The 20,940-nt window shown below is 70.5% G+C and carries 21 protein-coding genes; 7 read left to right on the top strand and 14 right to left on the bottom strand.

Annotation, left to right across the window (positions count from 1 at the left end):
* Positions 1-30: 30 nt before the first annotated feature.
* Positions 31-390 (bottom strand): NADH-quinone oxidoreductase subunit A, encoded by a 360-nt coding sequence (locus tag ACSMXV_RS24370; RefSeq protein WP_181659006.1) that lies wholly within the window; start codon positions 388-390, stop codon positions 31-33.
* Between the two features lie 768 nt (positions 391-1,158).
* Here ACSMXV_RS24370 and ACSMXV_RS24365 point away from each other — a divergent pair.
* The gene (locus ACSMXV_RS24365) at positions 1,159-1,956 is read left to right on the top strand and encodes a C40 family peptidase (protein WP_473173410.1); all 798 of its coding nucleotides are present in this window, start codon (positions 1,159-1,161) and stop codon (positions 1,954-1,956) included.
* A 161-nt stretch (positions 1,957-2,117) separates the two neighbouring features.
* Here the strand turns inward: ACSMXV_RS24365 and ACSMXV_RS24360 are convergent, their stop codons facing one another.
* Complete coding sequence (locus tag ACSMXV_RS24360; RefSeq protein ID WP_473173409.1) at positions 2,118-3,410, bottom strand: geranylgeranyl reductase family protein; 1,293 nt, start codon at positions 3,408-3,410, stop codon at positions 2,118-2,120.
* 97 nt (positions 3,411-3,507) lie between these two features.
* Between ACSMXV_RS24360 and ACSMXV_RS24355 the strand changes: the two genes are divergently transcribed.
* Together ACSMXV_RS24355 and ACSMXV_RS24350 are read left to right on the top strand one after the other, a co-directional pair.
* The gene (locus ACSMXV_RS24355) at positions 3,508-4,023 is read left to right on the top strand and encodes a GNAT family N-acetyltransferase (protein WP_473173408.1); all 516 of its coding nucleotides are present in this window, start codon (positions 3,508-3,510) and stop codon (positions 4,021-4,023) included.
* Between the two features lie 97 nt (positions 4,024-4,120).
* A complete protein-coding gene (locus tag ACSMXV_RS24350) occupies positions 4,121-4,465 on the top strand; it encodes a PASTA domain-containing protein (protein ID WP_473173407.1) in 345 nt (114 codons plus the stop codon).
* A 52-nt stretch (positions 4,466-4,517) separates the two neighbouring features.
* Here ACSMXV_RS24350 and ACSMXV_RS24345 read toward each other — a convergent pair whose 3' ends face one another.
* From ACSMXV_RS24345 to ACSMXV_RS24325, 5 genes are all read right to left on the bottom strand, one after another.
* Complete coding sequence (locus ACSMXV_RS24345; RefSeq protein WP_473173406.1) at positions 4,518-5,207, bottom strand: demethylmenaquinone methyltransferase; 690 nt, start codon at positions 5,205-5,207, stop codon at positions 4,518-4,520.
* 111 nt (positions 5,208-5,318) lie between these two features.
* Positions 5,319-5,930, bottom strand: a complete 612-nt coding sequence (locus ACSMXV_RS24340; protein WP_473173405.1) for a hypothetical protein — start codon at positions 5,928-5,930, stop codon at positions 5,319-5,321.
* Positions 5,931-5,944: 14 nt separating this feature from the next.
* The gene (gene mqnC, locus ACSMXV_RS24335; RefSeq protein WP_473173404.1) at positions 5,945-7,144 is read right to left on the bottom strand and encodes a cyclic dehypoxanthinyl futalosine synthase; all 1,200 of its coding nucleotides are present in this window, start codon (positions 7,142-7,144) and stop codon (positions 5,945-5,947) included.
* A gap of 123 nt (positions 7,145-7,267) precedes the next feature.
* Positions 7,268-7,537 (bottom strand): hypothetical protein, encoded by a 270-nt coding sequence (locus ACSMXV_RS24330; RefSeq protein WP_473173403.1) that lies wholly within the window; start codon positions 7,535-7,537, stop codon positions 7,268-7,270.
* A 160-nt stretch (positions 7,538-7,697) separates the two neighbouring features.
* Positions 7,698-8,510 (bottom strand): menaquinone biosynthetic enzyme MqnA/MqnD family protein, encoded by an 813-nt coding sequence (locus tag ACSMXV_RS24325; RefSeq protein WP_473179055.1) that lies wholly within the window; start codon positions 8,508-8,510, stop codon positions 7,698-7,700.
* Between the two features lie 395 nt (positions 8,511-8,905).
* Here ACSMXV_RS24325 and ACSMXV_RS24320 point away from each other — a divergent pair, with 395 nt between their 5' ends.
* Positions 8,906-9,109, top strand: a complete 204-nt coding sequence (locus tag ACSMXV_RS24320) for a cold-shock protein (protein ID WP_067282429.1) — start codon at positions 8,906-8,908, stop codon at positions 9,107-9,109.
* 240 nt (positions 9,110-9,349) lie between these two features.
* Here the strand turns inward: ACSMXV_RS24320 and ACSMXV_RS24315 are convergent, their stop codons facing one another.
* The 6 genes from ACSMXV_RS24315 to ACSMXV_RS24290 are packed head-to-tail and all read right to left on the bottom strand — an operon-like array spanning position 9,350 to position 15,809.
* Positions 9,350-10,159 (bottom strand): ABC transporter ATP-binding protein, encoded by an 810-nt coding sequence (locus ACSMXV_RS24315; protein WP_473179054.1) that lies wholly within the window; start codon positions 10,157-10,159, stop codon positions 9,350-9,352.
* Between the two features lie 56 nt (positions 10,160-10,215).
* A complete protein-coding gene (locus tag ACSMXV_RS24310; RefSeq protein WP_473173402.1) occupies positions 10,216-11,172 on the bottom strand; it encodes an ABC transporter ATP-binding protein in 957 nt (318 codons plus the stop codon).
* A complete protein-coding gene (locus ACSMXV_RS24305; RefSeq protein WP_473173401.1) occupies positions 11,172-12,014 on the bottom strand; it encodes an ABC transporter permease in 843 nt (280 codons plus the stop codon). Before ACSMXV_RS24305 ends, ACSMXV_RS24310 begins: the two co-directional genes overlap by 1 nt.
* The gene (locus ACSMXV_RS24300; protein WP_473173400.1) at positions 12,011-12,961 is read right to left on the bottom strand and encodes an ABC transporter permease; all 951 of its coding nucleotides are present in this window, start codon (positions 12,959-12,961) and stop codon (positions 12,011-12,013) included. The genes ACSMXV_RS24305 and ACSMXV_RS24300 overlap by 4 nt, the downstream gene beginning before the upstream one ends.
* A 6-nt stretch (positions 12,962-12,967) precedes the next feature.
* Positions 12,968-14,617: an ABC transporter substrate-binding protein gene (locus ACSMXV_RS24295; RefSeq protein ID WP_473173399.1), complete on the bottom strand. Its 1,650-nt coding sequence runs from the start codon at positions 14,615-14,617 to the stop codon at positions 12,968-12,970.
* A 16-nt stretch (positions 14,618-14,633) separates the two neighbouring features.
* Entirely contained in the window at positions 14,634-15,809 is a 1,176-nt protein-coding gene (locus ACSMXV_RS24290; RefSeq protein ID WP_473173398.1) for a C45 family autoproteolytic acyltransferase/hydolase, read from the bottom strand.
* Between the two features lie 125 nt (positions 15,810-15,934).
* Here ACSMXV_RS24290 and ACSMXV_RS24285 point away from each other — a divergent pair, with 125 nt between their 5' ends.
* Positions 15,935-16,834 carry a MurR/RpiR family transcriptional regulator gene (locus tag ACSMXV_RS24285; protein WP_473173397.1) on the top strand — a complete coding sequence of 300 codons (900 nt, stop codon included), beginning with the start codon at positions 15,935-15,937 and terminating at the stop codon, positions 16,832-16,834.
* A gap of 146 nt (positions 16,835-16,980) precedes the next feature.
* Positions 16,981-17,406 carry a pyridoxamine 5'-phosphate oxidase family protein gene (locus ACSMXV_RS24280; RefSeq protein ID WP_473173396.1) on the top strand — a complete coding sequence of 142 codons (426 nt, stop codon included), beginning with the start codon at positions 16,981-16,983 and terminating at the stop codon, positions 17,404-17,406.
* Positions 17,407-17,423: 17 nt separating this feature from the next.
* Here ACSMXV_RS24280 and ACSMXV_RS24275 read toward each other — a convergent pair whose 3' ends face one another.
* Entirely contained in the window at positions 17,424-19,277 is a 1,854-nt protein-coding gene (locus ACSMXV_RS24275) for an AMP-dependent synthetase/ligase (protein ID WP_473179053.1), read from the bottom strand.
* 202 nt (positions 19,278-19,479) lie between these two features.
* Between ACSMXV_RS24275 and ACSMXV_RS24270 the strand changes: the two genes are divergently transcribed.
* The gene (locus ACSMXV_RS24270; RefSeq protein WP_473173395.1) at positions 19,480-20,898 is read left to right on the top strand and encodes a 3-oxoacyl-ACP reductase; all 1,419 of its coding nucleotides are present in this window, start codon (positions 19,480-19,482) and stop codon (positions 20,896-20,898) included.
* The last annotated feature ends 42 nt before the right edge of the window (positions 20,899-20,940 follow it).

Raw genomic sequence — 20,940 nt, 5'->3', positions numbered from 1 at the left:
CCCCTCAGACCCCTTTGTCCCTTGCGCGTGTCAGTCCCATTCCAGGCCGCCGCGCCGCCACACGTATGCGTAGGCGACGAAGACGGTGAGCACGAAGAGCAGCATCTCCACGAGCCCGAAAACACCCAGGGCGTCGAAGGTGACGGCCCAGGGGTACAGAAAGACGATCTCGATGTCGAAAATGATGAAGAGCATCGCCGTCAGGTAGTACTTGATCGGGAATCGTCCGCCGCCCGCCGGTGTCGGCGTCGGCTCGATACCGCACTCGTAGGCCTCGAGCTTGGCCCGGTTGTAGCGCTTTGGACCGACAAGCGTGGCCATCACCACGGAGAAGATCGCAAAGCCTGCCCCGAGGGCTCCCAGTACGAGGATGGGCGCATAGGCGTTCACCGCTCGTCGCTCCTCTCAGTCGGCACTGACTGTTTCGGCGGCGCCGGGCAGGCTCCCTGCTCCTCTTAGTCACACGAGTCCCATCGGCCACACGGACTCCTCGAACCCCGAGTGACCCACAAGTCCCGTAAGGACCCGCGGAGATCGTGTACATGTGAAGCAGGTCACAAGCCCAACTGCCACGCATCCTATGCCTGCGGGTCTGTGATCTGCGACACGGGGTAGGTCACGGACTTTGTGATCTCCACCACCTGTCGAAGGATCATGAAGTCGGATGAGCAGTGATCTTCACACGCGAAGCGCCTGAGTGATCACCAGAGGTCACAAGTTGTCTCGTTTCCGCAGGTGGAGGTGGGGGCTCACTATCAAGCGAGGGGACTCCACAGCAAATTGGTGCTGGACGCCCTCCGGCTGATATTGAAGCGCGACCCCGCGCGGGCGGAGCGGCGGCGGGCGGACATCGAACGCGTGCATCCGTTCACGAGCCGGACGCCCTTACGACGATGGCCGTTCCGTGACCTGTGCCACACGAACGGACCGGGCCGAGAAGCCGGGCTTGGCCAACCGCCCCAACGAGTGGTAGGCGACGGGCAATTCGGACGTAATACCGAAAGCCCATGATCACAGGCCTGATCGACCCCGCCCGCAATGTCCGTTACGGCGTCAATAAAGAGCGACACACCCGGGATTCGGTGTCCGAAATGAGCAACTGTGGCGCACCACACGTTTCTTGAAGGTAACGGGGAGTCCCTGATAGCGCTTTTACACATGTCCCACACCGCTCACATACCCAGCCACCGGAAGCCCCGCCGCGGAGCGTCGAAGCTCGCCCTGCGCGCCGGCGTTGCCGGTGGCGTCCTCAGCACCCTGGCAGTGGCCGGTGCGGCCGGGCCGGCGACCGCGGCCGAGCCCGTGACCGAGACCATCGAGCTGCCTACGCTCACCACCGGCCTGTCCGCGCAGATCGCCCAGTCCGCGGACGCCACCCAGCAGGCAGCAGCCCAGTACGAGCTGCAGGCGGAGCAGGACGCGGCCGCCGCGAAGGCCGCAAAGCAGGCCAAGAAGGACCTCGCCGAGGCCAAGCGCAAGGCGGAGGCCAAGAAGAAGGCCGAGGCCGAGGCCGAGCGCAAGGCCGCCGAGGAGCGCGCCTCGCGGACCTCCGCACGCACCACCCTTGCCGCCGCCACATCCGACGTCGCCGCCCCCGCGAGCGGCAGCGTCGCCACCGTCATCAGCTTCCTCAAGGCGCAGGTCGGCGACGCGTACGTCATGGGCGCCACCGGCCCCAACGCCTGGGACTGCTCCAGCCTGGTCCAGGCCGCGTTCAAGCAGGTCGGCGTGGACCTGCCGCGTGTCTCCCAGGACCAGTCGACGGCCGGCACCCCGGTCTCGCTCTCGAACCTCCAGGTCGGCGACATCCTGTACTGGGGCGGCGCCGGATCCGCGTACCACACCGGTGTCTACATCGGTAACGGCCAGTACCTGGACGCCGCCAACCCGTCCAAGGGCGTCGTCATCCAGGACCTGTCCGGATACCCGGCGAGCGGTGCGGTCCGCGTTCTCTGACGCACAGCCACATGCCGTAGCAGATAGCGTTGAGCCCCGGCTGCCAGTGGCGGCCGGGGCTCAAGGCTCTGCGTATCGAGGGGTCTTTGGTGGAAATCGCCTGGTTGCGGAGGACCTTCACACAGTGAAGCAGCCGACCGCGGAGCATCATCCTCGAACCGTCACGCCTTCGGCGCCACCTTGCTCAGCCCGTTGATGATCCGGTCCATCGCGTCGCCGCCCGTCGGGTCCGTCAGGTTGGCGAGCAGCTTCAGCGTGAACTTCATCAGCAGCGGGTGGGTCAGACCGCGCTGCGCCGCGATCTTCATGACCTTCGGGTTGCCGATGAGCTTCACGAAGGCGCGGCCCAGCGTGTAGTAGCCGCCGTAGGTCTCCTTGAGGATCTTCGGGTAGTTGTGCAGAGCCAGCTCGCGCTGGGCCGGGGTCGCGCGGGCGTGTGCCTGGACGATGACGTCGGCGGCGATCTGGCCGGACTCCATGGCGTACGCGATGCCCTCGCCGTTGAACGGGTTCACCAGGCCCCCCGCGTCGCCGACGAGCAGCAGGCCCTTGGTGTAGTGCGGCTGGCGGTTGAAGGCCATCGGGAGGGCGGCGCCGCGGATCGGTCCTGTCATGTTCTCCGGTACGTAGCCCCACTCCTCGGGCATCGACGCGCACCAGGCCTTGAGCACCTCGCGCCAGTCCAGCTCCTTGAAGGAGGCGGAGGTGTTGAGGACGCCGAGGCCGACGTTCGACGTGCCGTCGCCCATGCCGAAGATCCAGCCGTAGCCGGGCAGCAACCGGTCCTCGCCCGGACCGCGCCGGTCCCACAGCTCCAGCCAGGACTCGAGGTAGTCGTCGTCGTGGCGCGGCGAGGTGAAGTACGTCCGCACCGCGACGCCCATCGGGCGGTCCTCGCGGCGGTGCAGGCCCATGGCCAGGGACAGCCGAGTGGAGTTACCGTCCGCCGCGACGACGAGCGGTGCGTGGAAGGTGACGTCCCGCTTCTCCCCGGAGTCGCCGAGCTTGGCGTGCACTCCGGTGATGTGGCCGGTGCGGTCGTCCACGATCGGCGCGCCGACGTTGCACTGCTCGTACAGCCGCGCGCCCGCCTTCTGCGCCTGCCGCGCCAGCTGCTCGTCGAAGTCGTCCCGCTTGCGTACGAGCCCGTAGTCCGGGTACGAGGCGAGATCCGGCCAGTCCAGCTGCAGCCGGACACCGCCGCCGATGATGCGCAGACCCTTGTTGCGCAGCCAGCCCGCCTCTTCGGAGATGTCGATGCCCATCGACACGAGCTGCTTGGTGGCGCGGGGCGTCAGCCCGTCGCCGCACACCTTTTCGCGCGGGAACGAGGTCTTCTCCAGCAGGAGGACGTCGAGCCCGGCCTTCGCCAGGTAGTACGCGGTGGTGGAACCGGCTGGCCCGGCCCCGACGACGATCACATCAGCGGTGTGTTCGGTGACGGGCTCGGTCACAGCGGGATCTCCCCAAGACTCGAAATCTGCGTGCTGGTTGGCACCGGATACGGGCAGTCTATTCAGCAGCACTGATCACCCAGCCGAAGGGCCGCCCGTGAACCAAGGTCTCCCCGTCGTACACCTGCGCGTCCCGACCGACGAGGACGCCTTCGCCTGGCACCGGATCTTCGACGACCCGGATGTGATGGAGTTCCACGGCGGGAAATCCGCCGAGCTGTCGGTGTACGAGGAGTTGACGGCCCGACAGCGCAAGCACGACGCGCAGCACGGCTTCTGCTTCTGGAGCATGCTCGACGAGCAGAGCTTTCCCGGCGAGGTGATCGGCTTCACGGGCGCCCAGCCGTGGCCGCACGAGTGGGGACCGAAGGGCGAGATCGAGATCGGCTGGCGGCTGGGCCGGGCGTACTGGGGCAGGGGGTACGCGACGGCGGCCGCGCAGGCGGCGCTGGAACGGGTGCGGGCGGCGGGCGTACGCAGCGTCGTGGCGATGGTCGACGCGCGCAACGAACGCTCCATCGCGGTGACGCGGCGGCTCGGCATGGAGCTCGCCGAGACGTTCACGACGCCCATGTCGAAGCGGCAGGGGCACTGCTTCCGGCTGGAGCTCTGACGGCGGGCGCGAACGAATCACGTTGACGGTTACCCCCGGCTGTTCCGGGATGCCCGGTTTGGGGTCTACCCTTCCGGTACCGCTGGGGGTGACGTCCGTGCGCCTTACACCCAAGACACCCGAAGTGCGCGTACCGCGACTGGTCGGCCTGATGGCCGTGGACGCACGCGAGAGAGCCGAGGCAGGCGGTGTGCTGCTGGCGGCTCCGGACCGGCCCGACTTCCATCTGACCGTCGTCGACTACGTGGTGCGGCAGTACCCGCTGCCGGGCGTCGAGGTGCCCCGCGGCGCCGTCGTCACCGTCTGGTTCGACCTCGGCGAGGGTGAGGGCGGCGGCGGTGCGGGGGTGCGCGAGCCGCGCCGTCCAGGACCGCCCACGGGCGGGCTGTACCGGGAGCTCGACCAGCCGGGCGAGCCGTTCGAGGCGCTCTGGCCTGCGTGATTCCGGCTGCCTTGCAGCTGATGGCTACGGGTGGCCGCCGGCCGTCCTGCGACTACTTGACGCCGCGGTGCAGCGCCACGATCCCGCCCGTCAGATTGCGCCACGCGACCTTCGACCAGCCCGCCTTCTGCAGCCGCTGCGCGAGGGCCGGCTGGTCGGGCCAGGCGCGGATGGACTCGGCGAGATAGACGTACGCGTCGGGGTTGGACGACACGGCGCGGGCGGCGGGCGGCAGGGCCCGCATCAGGTACTCGGTGTAGACGGTGCGGAACGGCGACCACGTCGGGTGCGAGAACTCGCAGATCACGACCCGCCCGCCCGGCTTCGTCACGCGGTACAGCTCGCTCAGCGCCGCGTCCGTGTCCTGGACGTTGCGCAGCCCGAAGGAGATGGTCACCGCGTCGAAGGTGTCGTCCCGGAACGGCAGCTTCGTGGCGTCGCCCGCCGTGAACGGCATCCAGGGGTGGCGGCGCTTGCCGACCTGGAGCATGCCGAGCGAGAAGTCGCACGGCACCACGTACGCGCCGGTCTGCGCGAACGGCATCGAGGACGTCGCCGTACCGGCGGCCAGGTCCAGGATCTTCTGCGCGGGGCGGGCGTCGACGGCCTTCGCGACCTCCTTGCGCCACAGCCGTGCCTGGCCCAGGGACAGCACGTCGTTGGTCAGGTCGTACCGTTCCGCCACGCCGTCGAACATCGAGGCGACTTCGTGCGGCTGCTTGTCCAGGGATGCGCGGGTCACGGGCCCATTGTGGCAGTAGAGGGTGACGGAGAAAGCGGCAGGGAGGGGAAGGACGTATGCCCGCAAGAGGTGGCACGGAGGACTACCAGCCCCGGCGCCCCCGCGCGACACCTAACGGCGGCGGTACACCAGCCGCCCATCGATAACGGTCGCCACGCACGTCCCGCCGCCCCGCTCGGCGAGCTCCGCCTCGTCCCGCACATCGAAGACCGCGAACCGCGCCGGCCCGCCCACAGCCGGCCCGGGCATCCACACGACCGGCCGGCCCGTTGCCCACGGATCGAGTGCAGGCACCCCCGGCTGCGGCTCGGTCCGCCCGGCCGTCGCGAGACCGGCCCGCCGCACGGCATCGAGCACGGCGCGATTGCGCAGCTGCCCGGCCACCGCGACCGTGCCGTGGGCCAGCATCCGCTGCACCCCGCGCCGCGCGCTCGCGCCCCGGCGTGCCTCGTCCGCGCCGAACACGGCCTGCGCGGCAGGCCCGGTGAGCGGCTCGGAGCCGAACTCGTCGGCCTCGCGCGGGTCCGGGTGGTAGGTCTGCTCGAGCAGTTCGGGACCGTACGGGTTGAGGAGTCCGGGCATGAGGATCCCGGGCCATCGCCGCACCCGCGCCCCCGGACGGGCGGCGGTCAGTTCCTCGGGCGCCCCGACAGCCACGATGGAGTTTCCCTCGACCACGACGGCGAGGTCCGGCGATGCCTCGGCCACATGGATGGTCAACATCGCCGGAAGCAGCCCTAGTTCGAGGAGACGAGCTTCAGCTCGGGGTGGGCGGTGCCGCCCTCGATCGCCGTCGACGAGATGTGCGAGGCGACGCGGTCGTCGACCGGGTCGTTCGCCGGGTCGTCGTGCACGACGATGTGCTCGTACGTGGTGGTCCGCTGGGCCGGAACGCGTCCGGCCTTGCGGATCAGGTCGATGATCTCGAGCCGGTTGGAGCGGTGCTTGGCGCCGGCCGACGAGACCACGTTCTCCTCCAGCATGATCGAGCCGAGGTCGTCCGCGCCGTAGTGCAGCGAGAGCTGCCCGATCTCCTTGCCGGTGGTCAGCCACGAGCCCTGGATGTGGGCGACGTTGTCGAGGAAGAGCCGCGCGATCGCGATCATCCGCAGGTACTCGAAGAGGGTGGCCTGCGTGCGGCCCTTCAGGTGGTTGTTCTCGGGCTGGTAGGTGTACGGGATGAAGGCCCGGAAGCCGCCCGTCCGGTCCTGTACGTCGCGGATCATCCGCAGGTGCTCGATGCGCTCGGCATTGGTCTCGCCGGTGCCCATCAGCATCGTCGTCGTGGACTCGACACCGAGACCGTGCGCGATCTCCATGATCTCCAGCCACCGCTCACCGGACTCCTTGAGCGGCGCGATCGCCTTGCGGGGCCGCTCGGGAAGCAACTCGGCGCCGGCGCCCGCGAAGGAGTCCAGACCCGCGGCGTGGATACGGCGGATGGCCTCCTCGACCGAGACGCCCGAGATGCGGGCCATGTGCTCGACCTCGGACGCGCCCAGCGAGTGGATGACCAGCTGCGGGAACTCCCGCTTGATGGCGGCGAAGTGCTTCTCGTAGTACTCGACGCCGTAGTCCGGGTGGTGCCCGCCCTGGAACATGATCTGCGTGCCGCCGAGCTCGACGGTCTCGGCGCAGCGCCGCAGGATGTCGTCGAGGTCGCGCGTCCAGCCCTTGGCGGTGTCCTTCGGCGGGGCGTAGAAGGCGCAGAACTTGCACGCCGTGACGCACACGTTGGTGTAGTTGATGTTGCGCTCGATGATGTACGTCGCGATGTGCTCGGTGCCCGCGTACCGGCGCCGGCGGACGGCGTCGGCGGCAGCGCCCAGGGCGTGCAGCGGCGCGTCGCGGTAGAGGACGAGCGCCTCCTCCGGGGTGATCCGCCCGCCCTCGGCGGCACGGTCGAGCACGGACTGGAGGTCGGCCTTCTCGGTCACCGGGGGTCCCTTTCGTAAGGGTTGGACGGACCGAACCAGCCTACGCCAGCGCTCTGGATCACCCGACGTCAGGCCGGACACGGCCGCATGTCCACCGAGGTCGGGCGGGAGTACGGCCGAACGTCATGTGAGCCGTGACATCCTCGCTTCCGGGTCTCCCGCGTCCGGGTTGTCGGACTCGTAGCGGAGGTCGTCGCCGACCGGGCGCAGCCAGACCGTGTGGTCGCCTGTGGTGCAGTGGGAGTCGTTCGTCTTCTTGGCTTGGCTGATCGCGACGATCTCCTTCTCGGTGGCCTTCTTGAGGATGAGTACGTCGTCGCAGACGCCGCCGAGCAGATCGGTCTGGCGGACCGTGGCGAACTGTTCGCCCGCCTCGGCCTGGCGGACCGTCACCCGGAACGTGCCGCTTGGGGGCGTGCCGTCCAGAGCGCAGCCCTCGCCCTGCCAGGTGCCGACGAACGCAGCAGGGACGGGGCGATGGCCTCCCCCGGTCGCACTCCAGTGCCCAGCAGCCTACGGGGTGTCACCGCACCGGGAGCATGTCGGGAGGGTGCTACGACTGCAGCAGCTCCACCCGTACGTCCGCGGGGAAGCCCGTCGTCGGACCGACCCGGCGGGCGAACTCCGACACGCCCTTCAGCTGGGCGGCGCCGAGGCGGAAGTCGAGCGTCGTGAAGTAGCGCTCCAGCACGCTCTCGTCGAAGGCCTCCCAGCGGGCCGCCTGCTCCGCGACCTTGGTGACCTCCTCCAGCGAGAGGTCGCGGGAGGCGAGGAACGCCTCGTGGACCTTGCTCACGATGACGGGCTCGCGCTCCAGGTAGTCACGGCGGGCCGCCCATACGGCGAAGACGAACGGCAGCCCCGTCCACTCCTTCCACATGGCGCCCAGGTCGTGCACCTTCAGGCCCAGGCGCGGAGCGTCGTGCAGATTGGCGCGCAGCGCGGCGTCCCCGATGAGTACGGCGGCCTCGGCCTCCTGCATCATCACGCCGAGGTCGGGCGGGCACGTGTAGTAGTCCGGCTGGACGCCGAAACGCTCGGCCAGCAGCAGCTGGGCGAGGCGCACGGACGTACGCGAGGTCGAGCCGAGCGCGACGCGGGCGCCGTCGAGCTGCTCCAGCGGCACCTGCGAGACGATCACGCAGGACATGACGGGGCCGTCGCAGCCGACCGCGATATCGGGGAAGGCGACGAGCCGGTCGGCGTTCCTGAGGAATTCCACGAGGGTGACGGGACCGATGTCGAGATCGCCCTGCACCAGTCGCTCGCTGAGCTTTTCGGGGGTGTCCTTGGTGAGCTCGAAGTCGAGGAGCGTTCCGGTCCGCGCGAGGCCCCAGTAGAGGGGCAGGCAGTTCAGGAACTGGATGTGGCCGACACGGGGCCGGGAGCGACGAGGGCCGGTGTTGAAGCCCGGCCCGGTGGGTGAGTCCTGCGAGTCCGCCTGTGAGTTGTCCACATCGCGAGATTAGACCCATGGGGTACGGTGCAAGGACCTGGGTCCCCCCACCCAGCGACACCAGGCACTTTCCGAGGGCTCCGTCAACCTTATTTGCATCACTCAAACATATGGGTGACGTGATCTTGCCCACTATCCATTTCGGCAGCCTGCGTGCTACGCTCGCCGCAAGTTGCAGTTTGGTTTCCCTTGCAGTACAGAGCCTGCGGAGCATGTGACCGCGGGCTCTCGTCGTATTCAGACTTTTGCATTGTTTAACAAGGCAGGTTCTGGAGCAGGGCAACCCTTTGGCCCAAGGAGGGCTTATGGCTACCGGAACCGTTAAGTGGTTCAACGCCGAAAAGGGCTTTGGATTCATCGCCCAGGAAGGCGGGGGCCCCGATGTCTTCGTCCACTACTCCGCGATCAACGCGTCCGGGTTCCGTTCCCTCGAGGAGAACCAGGCCGTGAGCTTCGACGTCACGCAGGGTCCGAAGGGCCCGCAGGCGGAGAACGTCACCCCGATGTAATCGGGGTCCCGAGAGCACTCGGGATCTGATCCGGAACCGGATAGCAGTACCCAAGGAGCCCCGCGCCCTCCCGGCGCAGGGCTCCTGCCTTTTTGCCCTTTTCCCGGCCGGCGCCCGCCCGGCGCCCGGCCAGCGCCCGGCCGGGAATGCGTGCCATTTCCGCAGACCTTGCGCGGTCACCACCGCGTCGCCCAGATGTACGTGCCCCACCCATGCGTACGCCGCCGGCCGTGGGCAATGTCAGGCGAGCGCCGCCCGTGCCGCGACCGCGTCGTCCGGGTCCCAGCCGTCGCCGGGGACGGACGCGAGCAGCAGACGGGTGTACGGGTCCGCCGGATCGGTGAGGACACGGCGGGTCGGGCCCTGTTCGACCACCCGGCCGCGGCGCATGACCAGTACCTCGTCGGTGATGTGCTGGACCACGGCCAGGTCGTGGCTGACGAAGACGAGGGCGACGCCGGTGTCCCGGCGGATGTCGTCGAGCAGTTCGAGTATCTGGGCCTGCACCGATACGTCCAGGGCGGCGACCGCCTCGTCCAGGACGAGCACTTGGGGCTCGACGGCGAGGGCGCGGGCGATCGCGAGCCGCTGCCGCTGGCCGCCCGACAGCTGCCGGGGGCGCGCCTCCGCCTCCCGTCCGCCGAGGCCCACCCGCTCCAGCAACTCGACGGCCAGTGCCTCGTCCCGGCCGTGCAGACGCAGTGCGGTCCGGAGGCACTGGCCGGCGGTGAGCCTGGGATCGAGCGAGACGTACGGGTCCTGGAAGACCATCTGGATCTCGCGCGCCCGGGCCAGTCGGGCGGCCCGCCTGCGCGGCGTCCGCGCGGCCCGCGGGCTGCCGCCGACGGTGACGGTTCCCGAGTCGGGCCGCACCAGGCCGACGAGCATCCGCGCCACGGTCGTCTTGCCCGATCCGGACTCCCCGACGATGCCGACCGATCCACCGGGTGCCACATGGAACGACACGTCCTCCGCGGCCGTGAGCCGGCCGCCGCCGGGCAGCGGGTAGGTCTTGGCCAGGCCGTCCACGACGAGGAGGGCGTCCGCCATCTCGTCCTGGGCCGGGGGCTCTTCCAGTACGCCCTTGTCGGCCCGCAGGTCGTCGGTCATGCGGTGCTCCTTTCCGCGGTGGCGGGCACCGCTGCGGGGATACGGCGGCACGCGGCCGTACCGCCGTCCGCCAGGGCCACCGGCTCCGGGGACCAGGTGTCGCAGGCGGACTCCGCGTCCGGGCAGCGTGCCGCGAACGGGCAGCCTGTGAAGGCGTCCCCCAGGGACGGCGGGCGTCCGGGGATGGGCTTCAGCCGGCGTGGGGTCGCGCCGAGGGTGGGCGAACAGGACAGCAGGCCGCGGGTGTAGGGGTGGGCGGGGGCCGCGAACAGGGCCTGGGCGGTGCGTTCCTCGACGACGCGGCCCGCGTACATCACGTACACGCGGTCGCAGTAGGCGGCCGCCAGATGCAGATCATGGGTGATGAAGAGCAGACCGGCGCCGTGCTCAGCGCGCAGGGTGCGCAGCAGTGCGAGGATCTCGGCCTGCGTGGTGACGTCGAGGGCGCTGGTCGCCTCGTCGGCGAGCAGCAGCCGCGGTCGCGTGGCCAGGGCGCCCGCGATGACGACGCGCTGGAGCATGCCGCCGGACAGTTCGTGCGGGCGCTGCCGCATCCGGTGTTCCGGGTCGGACAGGCCGACCGCCTCGAGGAGGCCGACGGCCTGGTCCCGGTCGGCGCCGCGTTCGAGGAGGAAGTCGCCGATGCGGCGTACGGGGTTGAGTGCGGCGCGCGGGTCCTGGTGGACCATGGCGACGGTGCGGGCGCGGTGCCGGCGGAGGTCCTCGCCGGTGAGGGAAAGGACGTCGGCGCCCTCGACACGTACCGTGCCGGATGCCGTGGCTCCGCTCGGCAGCAGGCCCAGCGCGGCCTTCGCCGTCGTCGACTTGCCGGATCCGGACTCGCCGACGAGGCCGACGACCTCGCCCTCCCCGATGCGGAGGCTGACGTCGTCCAGGAGCGGCCGGGCGGCACCCGGCACCTCCACGGTCAACTGGTCGATGGTGAGCAGCATCAGCCCTCCCTCCCGAGCCGGTCGGCGGCCCAGACGCCGACCACGTTGAAGGACACGACCACCGCGGCGATGGCGGTGCCGGGGACGAGGGCGGGCAGCATGGCGCCCTGGACGACGGCGGCCTGCCCTTCCTGCACCATCAAGCCCCAGTCGGAGCTGGGGGGTTGGGCGCCGAAGCCCAGGTAGGACAGGGTCGCGAGCGACATCAGCGCCTCGCCGAACAGCACCACGAGGTAGCCGACGACGGCACGGCCCAGGTTGGGCACGAGGTGCAGGGCGCAGATCCGGACGCCGCCCATGCCCTGGACCCGGTAGGCGTCGACGTACGGCTTGCGGGTCTCGGACAGGGCGAGCGAGCGGGTGTACTTCGCGACGGTCGGCGTGTACGCGAGGCCCAGGGCCAGCACGGACGTGGTCATGCCGGTGCCGAAGACCGCGATGATCAGGACGGTGAACAGCAGCCCGGGGAAGGCGTACATGACGTCTGTCAGCCGGGAGACGAAGCTGTCCACCCAGCCGCCGCGCCAGGCGGCGAGCACGCCGAGGGTGACGCCGAGCAAAGCGGCAACCGCGAGCAGCAGCAGCGGCGCGACCAGGCTGGAGCGGGCCCCGTACAGGACGCGCGAGAGCAGGTCCTGGCCGGAGGAGTCGGTGCCCAGCAGATGGTCGGCGCTGGTGCCGGCGAGCGAGGCGGACAGATCGATCGCGTCGGGGGCGTACGGCGCGAGGACGGGTGCCAGCGCCGCGGCAATGACCACCAGGGCCAGGAATCCGGCGGCGATCGATACGCCGACGGGGCGGCGGGTCCGTATGCGGACCGGGGTGAGGGTGAGTGCGGTCATGCGGTGCGGGCCTCCCTCACGCGGGGGTCGAGGAGCGGGTGCACCAGGTCGACGAGCGTGGTGACCGCGATATAGCCGGTGACCATGAGCAGCAGGACGGCCTGGGCGACGGGGAAGTCGTGCGTGTTGATGGCGCCGACGAGCAGGGAGCCGATCCCGCTGATGCCGAAGGCGGTCTCCACGACGACGGTGCCCGCGAGCATTCCGGCCATGACCAGGCCGCACATGGTGATGATCGGACCGAGCGCGTTGCGCAGGACGTGACGGCGGACGATGTCGCGCTCGGGGACACCGGAGGCGCGGGCCGCCTCGACATGGTCGGAGGCGGCCGCGTCCGCCATGGCTTGCCGGGTGACCCGGCTGATGATCGCGAGCGCGCCGAGCGCCAGGGACAGCGCGGGCAGCGTGAGGTGGTGCAGCGTCCCGGCGAAGCCCTCGCCGGTGCCCGTCACCGGGAACCAGCCGAGCTGCACACCGAAGAGCGAGACGAGCGCGATCGCCGCGACGAAGGACGGTACGGACGCGGCGAGCGTCGTGCCGCCGACCACCGCCGAGTCCACCCAGGTGGACTGCCTGACCGCGGCGAGGATGCCCGCTCCGACGCCGAACACCACGAACAGCAGCGTCGCGTAGGCGACGAGCTGCAGCGTCGTCGGCAGGCGCGCCCCGACCAGGTCGGCCACCTGGTCGCCGTACTTGAAGGAGCGGCCCAGGTCGAAGTGCAGGCAGTCCCACAGCCACCGGCCGTACTGGACGACCAGCGGTTCGTCGAGGTGGTACTGCGCGCGGACCGCCGCCAGCCGGTCGGGCGTGAGCTTGTCGCGGCCGCCGGCGAGGAACACGGCGGGGTCGCCGGGCGCCGCGTACACGGCCGCGAAGATGACGAACGAGGCGGCGAACAGCGTGGCCAGGAATCCGGCCACGCGTCGCGCTATCCGGGCGGGCATGGTGCGTCAGCCCTTCTTGGCGCCCAGTGCGGCCGCCCACGGGTAGTAGAGGTACGCCTGCGAGGCGGGCGGTCCTGTCAGCTCGCTGTTCAGCACGAGCACGGACGGCACCTGCGCCACGGGGATCCACACGGCGGCGTCCGAGAACCGCTGCTCCACGTCGATCACGAGCTTCGCCCGCTCTGCGTCGTCGAGCGTGCCGAGGGCCTCGTGCACCTTCTCGTCGTACGTCGAGTCCTTGAAGCCCACCCAGTTGTTGGAGGAGTCGGACAGGCCGTTGTCGTAGAAGCCGATCGGGTCGGCCTTGGAGATGTACCAGTCACCGGCCAGCACATCGATGTCGGCGCGGGCTGCCGGGTCGCTGTAGAACTCCTCGAACTGCGCGGTCGGCACGGTCTTGATCTCGCCCTTGAGGCCGATGCGCTGGAGCGCGGCGCGTACGGCGTTGGCGACGACGGTGCGGCCCTGGCTGCTGTCGGTGCCGATGACGATGGGCTCGGTGGGCGCACCGGCGTCCTTCACCAGCTGCTTGGCCTCGGCGATGTCGTCGGCGTCCGGCGACGCGGGCGCCGCCTTGTCCAGCTCCTTCTGCGCGGCCTCGAACTCCGCCTTCTCGTAGCCCCAGGCGCCGGATCCCACCGGGCTCGCCCAGGGCTCGACGAGCCCGCCGTAGCCGGACTTGGCGATGCCGGCCCGGTCGAGGGAGAGCGAGAGCGCCTTCCGGATCTTCGGGTCCTTCAGGCCGCCGCGATCGGTGGGGATGAGGACGAGGGAGGCGGTCGAGGGGCCGTAGTACTGGCTGAGGCCCTTGGTGGCGCGCAGGGCTGAGGCGGTGTTGGGCGATTCGGCGTACGTGCCGTCGGCGGCCCCGGTCTTCAGGGCATTGACCAGCGCGCTGTCGGCGGCCCAGCGGAAGACGACCTCCTGGGTGAGCGGCTCGGTGCCCCAGTACCCGTCGTACGCCCGGATGGTGATCGAGTCGCCGGACTTCCAGCTGCCCAGTTCGTACGGGCCGGAGCAGGCGTCGCCCTGACCCGGCGTGCCGAAGTCCTTGCCGGCCTTCGTCACCTGCTCCTTGTTCCAGACGATGCCGGCGTCGCCCGCGAGCGCCTTGGTGAACAGGGCGTCGGGTTCCTTGAAGCGGATGGTGATCTCGTTGTCGCCGGTCTTCTTCATCGAGACGACGTTGGTGAACTCGTCGCTCTGCTCCATGTCCGGGTCGGCGTGCCGCTTCAGGCTCCACAGCACGTCGTCGGCGGTGAGCTCGGAGCCGTCGTGGAAGGTGACGCCGTCGCGGACGGTCAGGACGAGGGTCTTGTCGTCCGGGGTCGCGGCCTTCTCCGCGAGGAAGGGCTTGACCGTCATGTCGGGCTGCAGCTGGTAGAGCCGTTCGCAGACGTTGGTGAGGACGACGCGTCCGGCGCTGGTGCCCTGCGAGTCGAGGTCGAGGGAGTCCGGTTCGTCCTCCAGCAGCCAGTTCACCTTGGTGACCCGGCCCTTGGCGGTGGGCGTGGTGGGGGTCAGCGTGAGCTTCGCGGCATCGGCGGGCTTGCCGGTGGTGGCGGCCGTGTCGGCGCCGCTGCAGCCCGCCGTGGTGAGCACGGTCGCGGCGACCAGGCCGGCGGCCGCCGCCATCCGCTTGTTCGTCGTCGTCATCGGATGAACTCCTGTGTCAGCTGGGACAGTCGGTCGGGACGTCGGCGCCCGGGCCGTCGTAGAGGTTCCAGGGCAGGTGCTGGTAGTCGCGGTCGCAGGGGGTGCCCGCGGTCACGTGGTAGTCGCCGCTGGTCAGGTCCACGCAGGAGGAGACGAGCGTGGCCCAGTGCTCCAGGGCGGGCTTGCGGGTGTCGGGGTGGGTGCAGAGCGACTCGGGCAGGCCGAGGTGGTCGGACATCGCCTGCTTGATCAGCTTGCGCGACTCGTCCGGGCCGGTGGAGGAGCGCAGGGCGCGCAGTCCCTGCTCGGCGCGGGGCACGCGCACGAGCGAGTCCGAGGACAGCGGCCGGTAGTCGGCGGCTATCGCGGCGGGAATGCCCGCCTGGTAGTGGTTGCCGTGCACGAGCAGGCCGTCCTCCGGGTACAGCCAGCCGTGCCCGGCAGGCGTGGTCTCCAGGTCGACGGCGAATCCTTCGCGGCAGGTCAGCAGCGCGTTGGAGGCGATGTGGGCGCGCGTGCGGCACAGGACGTCGAGCGCGTCGGTGATGGTGTGCTGGTCCAGGACACTGCGTCGTACGACGGTCTGCGGGAGGCCGACCGCGTCGTTGAAACGGCCGCCGAGGCCGTTGGCGTTGAGCGCGATGCCCGCCGAGTTGGCGCCCTGACGGCCGATCTGCCCGGCCTCGACCTGCATGATCAGGGTGGGCGCCGGCGGCTGGACGATGCGCAGCATCACGACGGTGTCGGCGACACCGGCGCGCCAGTCCCAGTTCTGCCCGGCCCAGACGTGCCCGTCGCCGCTGGCCTCGCCGTACACGGCGAACGACGTGCAGCCCTCGGCCGGCTCCTCCTCGACCACCTCGGCCGACTCGCCCATGTCCGCGAACGAGCGGTCGTAGATCACCTCGCCGCGCGCGTTGAGAGCGAGAACGTCCAGGAGTCCCACCCCAGCCCCGTCGGCGATGCCCTGCATCTCCTCCAGCAGATGCGGCGCGTACGAGCGCACCGGCTCCTGCCAGCGGGCGGCCCGGGCGGTGACCTGGTCCCAGGTCAGGCCCGCGGACCGGCCGAAGGCCTCCTCGTAGTAGGCGAGCGCGGCGCCCAGTTGGGGGCGTACGGCCTCGCCGTACTGGCGGCCGCGGTCGCCGGGAGTGCCGGAGATCTCGATGAGGGGCAGGGTGCGGGATGCCATTCTTCTCCTCGCGACGGAGGCTCCCCGTGTCACCGACGCCCTGTAACGTCGGTTACGAGAAGCACTCCTTCTGGAATGCGTTGCCCAGGAGAGTAACGACCATCACGGGAAAGTCAATCGCTGTAATGGAAATTTCAGACGAGGAGGCGGGCGGTGTGACCCGCCTCCGAACGGCCGTACGCGACCAGTGGGAGACGCTGTCCACGTCCGAGCGCGCGGTCGCCCGGTATCTGGCGAGCGCCCCTGTCGAGGGGCTTCTCTTCGCCAGCGCACAGGAGTTGGGCACGGCGAGCGGCACCAGCAACGCCACGGTCGTCCGCGCGTTGCAGCGCCTCGGCTACGCCGGCCTGCCCGCCCTGAAGCGCGAGCTGGCCTCCGACTTCACATCGGCCGTGGCGCCCGAGGTGCGGCTGAAGCAGCGCATCGCGCACGTCGGCCGGGATCTGGAGAGCATCTGGGACGACGTGTTCGACGAAGCGCAGGAACGCATCGAGCACGCCCGGCGGCTCACCGAGCCGGACGCCCTGCGCACCGCGGTGACGGCGCTCGCCGAGGCCGGTGAGATCCACTGCTATGGGATCGCCGCCTCCGAACCGGCCGCCCGCCATCTGGCACTGGCCCTGGGCCGCATCGGCCGCCGGGCCCGCTTCGTGGGCGCGACCGGGTTCGCGCTCGCCGACCATCTCCTCGCCCTGCGCCAGGGCGACGCGGCGGTGATCTTCCAGCCCGGCCGCGCTCTGACCGAGCTGACGGTGCTCATCGAACGGGCGCGAGCGGTCGGCGCCCGTGTCGTGCTGGTCACCGACGAGCTCGGACAGCGGTACGGCACGCGCGTGGACGCGGTCCTCACGGCGCCGCACACCCCGACCGGCATCACCGCGGAGGCACTCACGGCCCTGGTCGTGGCCGACGCGCTGCTCCTGGCGCTCACGACCCTGGACGAAACCCAGGCCGTGGACACGTCGCACCAACTGAACGCGCTGCGCGAGCAGTTGCTGTCACCCAAGGGGAACCGGAAGAGCTGAAGTGCCACACGGAGCGCTTGCCGACACCGTCACTGGCGCCCGCCCCACGCCGCGGGCCACGCCCACAAGGGGCCGAATCCTCATGATCGGCCACGGGGATGTGCCAGTGTTCGCCGCGTCCTCTCACCGCGCCCCGGGAGACTCCGATGGCCCTGTCCACCGCCGAGCGCGACGCGCTCCTCGCTGAATCGCTCGTTGCCGCCCTGGCCGTGACCGCCGAGGGCGGGCGCGGGCCGCTGAACGTGCCGGTGTGGTACGCCTACCACCCCGGCGCCGGCTTCATGATCACGACAGGGGGCGGCTCCCGTAAGGCCCGGCTGATCGCCTCGGCCGGCCGGTTCACGCTCCTGGTCGACCGGACCGCGCCCACGTACCGCTACGTCACCGCGGAGGGCCCGGTCACGTCCACCGCCGCGACCACGGACGAGGAGCTCGCGGAGATCTCCGCCCGCTACATGCCCGCCGACAAGGTGCCCGCGTACATGGAGCAGCTCCGGTCCTCCGAGGACGACATGGTGACAATCCGGATGCGCCCCGAGCACTGGCTCTCCGCCGATCTGGGCAGCGTGTAGCCGCGGGCCGGCCCTGCTCACCGCCTGTCGTACAGGGCCTCGACCTCCTCCGCGAAGTCCCCCAGAACGGCCTCTCGGCGGATCTTCAGGGACGGGGTGAGGTGGCCCGCCTCCTCCGTGAAGTCCGTTGCCAGCACGGTGAACCTGCGGATGGACTCGGCACGGGAGACCAGCTTGTTGGCCTCGTCCACGGCGCGCTGGAGCGTCTCGAGCAGTTCGGGGTCCTTCACCAACTGGGCGACAGGCAGGTGCTCCTTGCGCTTCATCCGGCACCAGTGGGCGATGCCGTCCGGTTCGAGGGTGATCAGGGCGGTGATGTACGGGCGGTTGTCGCCGACCACCATGCACTGGCCGACGAGCGGGTGGGCGCGGAGCCAGTCCTCCAGCGGGGCGGGGGCGACGTTCTTGCCGCCGGTGGTGATGAGGATGTCCTTCTTGCGGCCGGTGATGGTGAGGTAGCCGTCGGCGTCGAGGTGCCCGAGGTCGCCGGTCGGGAACCAGCCGTCCTGGACTGCGGGTGTCACCCCGCCGGCCCCCGGGTCCCAGTAGCCGCGGAACACCTGTCCGCCCCGGAGCATGACCTCGCCGTCCCCCGCGATGCGCACCTTCGTACCGGGCAGGGGCCAGCCCACCGTGCCCAGCCGGGGTTTGAGCGGCGGGGTGACCGTCGCGGCGGCCGTGGTCTCCGTCAGGCCGTAGCCCTCGAAGATCTCGATTCCGGCGCCCGCGTAGAAGGCCGCGAGCCGGCGTCCGAGCGGGGAGCCGCCGCAGATCGCGTACCGGACCTTGCCGCCGAGCGCGGCGCGGATCCGGCGGTATACGAGCGGGTCGTACAGCGCACGCGCCGCCCGCAGACCGGGGCCAGGGCCGGGCCCGGTGCCGTGCTGCTGTGCCTCGACCGCCTCGCCGTACCGCCGGGCGATGGAAGCCGCCCGGTCGAAGGATGCGGCACGGCCCATCTTCTCGGCGGTGGCGCGGCCCGTGTTGAAGACCTTCTCCAGGACGTACGGGATGGCGAGCAGGAACGTCGGGCGGAAACCGGCGAGGTCCGCGAGCAGGTCCTCGGTCTGGATGCTCGGCCCATGCCCCAGCCGTACGCGGGCCCGCAGACAGCCGACGGCGACCATGCGGCCGAACACGTGCGAGAGGGGCAGGAAAAGGAGCGTGGACGCCGGTTCCTTGCTGACGGACTTGAAGACCGGGTGCAGCAGTTCGATGGCGTTGTCGACCTCGGCGAAGAAGTTGCCGTGGGTCAGGGCGCAGCCCTTGGGACGGCCGGTGGTGCCGGAGGTGTAGATGAGGGTGGCGAGGGAGTCCGGGCCGAGCATGCCGCGCCGTGCGGTGACCTCCTCGTCCGGCACGTCCCGGCCCAACTCGGCGAGGCGCTGAACATGCCCCTTCTCAAAGGCCCACAGATGCTGCAGATCCGGCAGCCGGTCGCGCTCCGGTCCGAGCGCCGCGGCCTGCGCCGCGCTCTCGACGGCTATCGCCACGGCTCCGGAGTCCTGCAGGATCCAGCGCGTCTGGAAGGCGGACGACGTCGGATACACCGGCACGGTGACCAGCCCGGCGGCCCAGGCGGCGAAGTCCAGCAGCGTCCATTCGTAGGTCGTACGGGCCATGATGGCGAGCCGGTCGCCGGGCACCAGGCCCTCCGCGATCAGCCCCTTGGCGACGGCGAGGACCTCGTCGGCGAAGGCCGCGGCGGTCACGTCCGTCCACCGGCCGTCCTGCCCCTTGCGGCTGAGGACGGCTTCGGCCGGTGCCTGCTGTGCGTTGTCGAAGGGGATGTCCGCCAGTGAGCCGTGCGTGACGGGGGTCGCGAGCGGAGGGACGGACGCCTCGCGCACGGCGCCGTTCAACTGCCTGATCTCGGGCGGGGTGAGCGGGGGTGGGGGGTTGGTGGTCTCTCGGCGTGACACAGGGTGGCTCCTTGTCGCTGCCTGGAAGTACGGGTGGCGGGTCAGGGGTGTTCGAGTGCGTTCGTGGACCGCGATCGCGCCTTGGCCGCCACCTGACTCTTAAGTAACCTTACTCTGAAGTAAATTTATGATGACGCTGGGAGCTTGGACAATGGCCGACCGCTATCTGCAGTTCTCCCGTACCGCTCCCGGTCGTTTTCTCGCCCGTCGCCTCGGCCTGCCCCAGCCTGCGGCGCTGCACCGCTGGTCGGCCGAACGCCCCGTACTGGAGGGGGCGTTGCTGCACCTCACGGCGGGGACCTCGCGACTCGGGGGCTCGGCGGGGTCTTCGCACTCGGCGGGCTCGGCGGGCCCGGCGGGGTCTTCCGACTCGGCCGGGTCTTCGGGGTCGCTCGGTGAGGTTCTTGCGCGGACCGGTCTCGAGGTGCGGGCGACTGCCGACCGCCCCGCCGCCGTCGTGCTCGACGCCACGGGCGTCGCCGACGTGGACACGCTCGCCGAAGTGCATACGGCGCTGCACCCCGTGGTGCGCTCGGTCGCCGACAGCGGCCGGGTGGTGGTGCTCGGGGCTCCGCTGGATCCGGCCGACCACCATCAGGCCGCCGTCCAGCAGGGACTCGAGGGATTCGTACGGTCCCTCGGCAAGGAGATCGGGCGGGGGCGGACGGTTTCGCTGGTACGGATCGCCTCGGAAGCCGGGGCCCAGGACGGGGCCGGGGCCCCGGCCGCCGAGTCGACGCTCCGGTTTCTGCTCTCGCCCAAGTCCGCGTATGTCAGCGGTCAGGTGATCGAAGTGAGCGGTGCGGGCGGCGAGGTGACGGCGCCGGAGGACTGGGAGCGGCCCCTCGCGGGGCGTACCGCCCTGGTCACCGGCGCCGCGCGGGGTATCGGCGAGGCGGTCGCCGAGACGCTGGCGCGGGACGGAGCGCGAGTCGTCTGCCTCGACATCCCCGCCGCGGAGAGCGACCTGGCGAGGGTCGCGGACCGGCTCGGCGGGAGCGCGCTGCCGCTCGACATCACCGCGGACGACGCGGGCGAGCGGATCGCTGCGGCGCTCCCCGACGGGCTCGACATCCTCGTCCACAACGCGGGGATCACGCGCGACCGCAAGCTGGCCAACATGGCGGCCGAGCGGTGGAGTTCGGTGCTGGACGTCAACCTCGCGAGCGTGCTGCGTACGACGGACTCGCTGCTGAAGTCGGGGACGCTGCGGGCGGGCGGACGGATCGTCGCCACCGCGTCCATCGCCGGGATCGCCGGCAACGTCGGCCAGACCAACTACGCCGCGAGCAAGGCCGGCATCGTGGGGCTGGTACGGGCGCTGGCGCCGCGGGCGGCGGCCGAGCACGGGGTGACGGTCAACGCCGTCGCGCCCGGCTTCATCGAGACGCGGATGACGGCCGCCGTTCCGCTGTTCATCCGGGAGGCGGGGCGGCGGATGAACTCCCTTGGGCAGGGCGGGCTTCCGGTCGATGTCGCCGAGACGACGGCGTGGTTCGCCCATCCTGGGTCCGGGGGTGTGAACGGGCAGGTTGTGCGGGTGTGTGGGCAGAGCCTGCTCGGAGCGTAAGGGCTTGGGCGCCCGGCATTGCGGTCCCTACCCCGTACAGGG

It is taken from the genome of Streptomyces sp. DSM 42067 (assembly GCF_055792885.1).
Note: the sequence above shows the minus strand (reverse complement) of the source record. Positions and strands in the feature narration are given on the sequence as shown.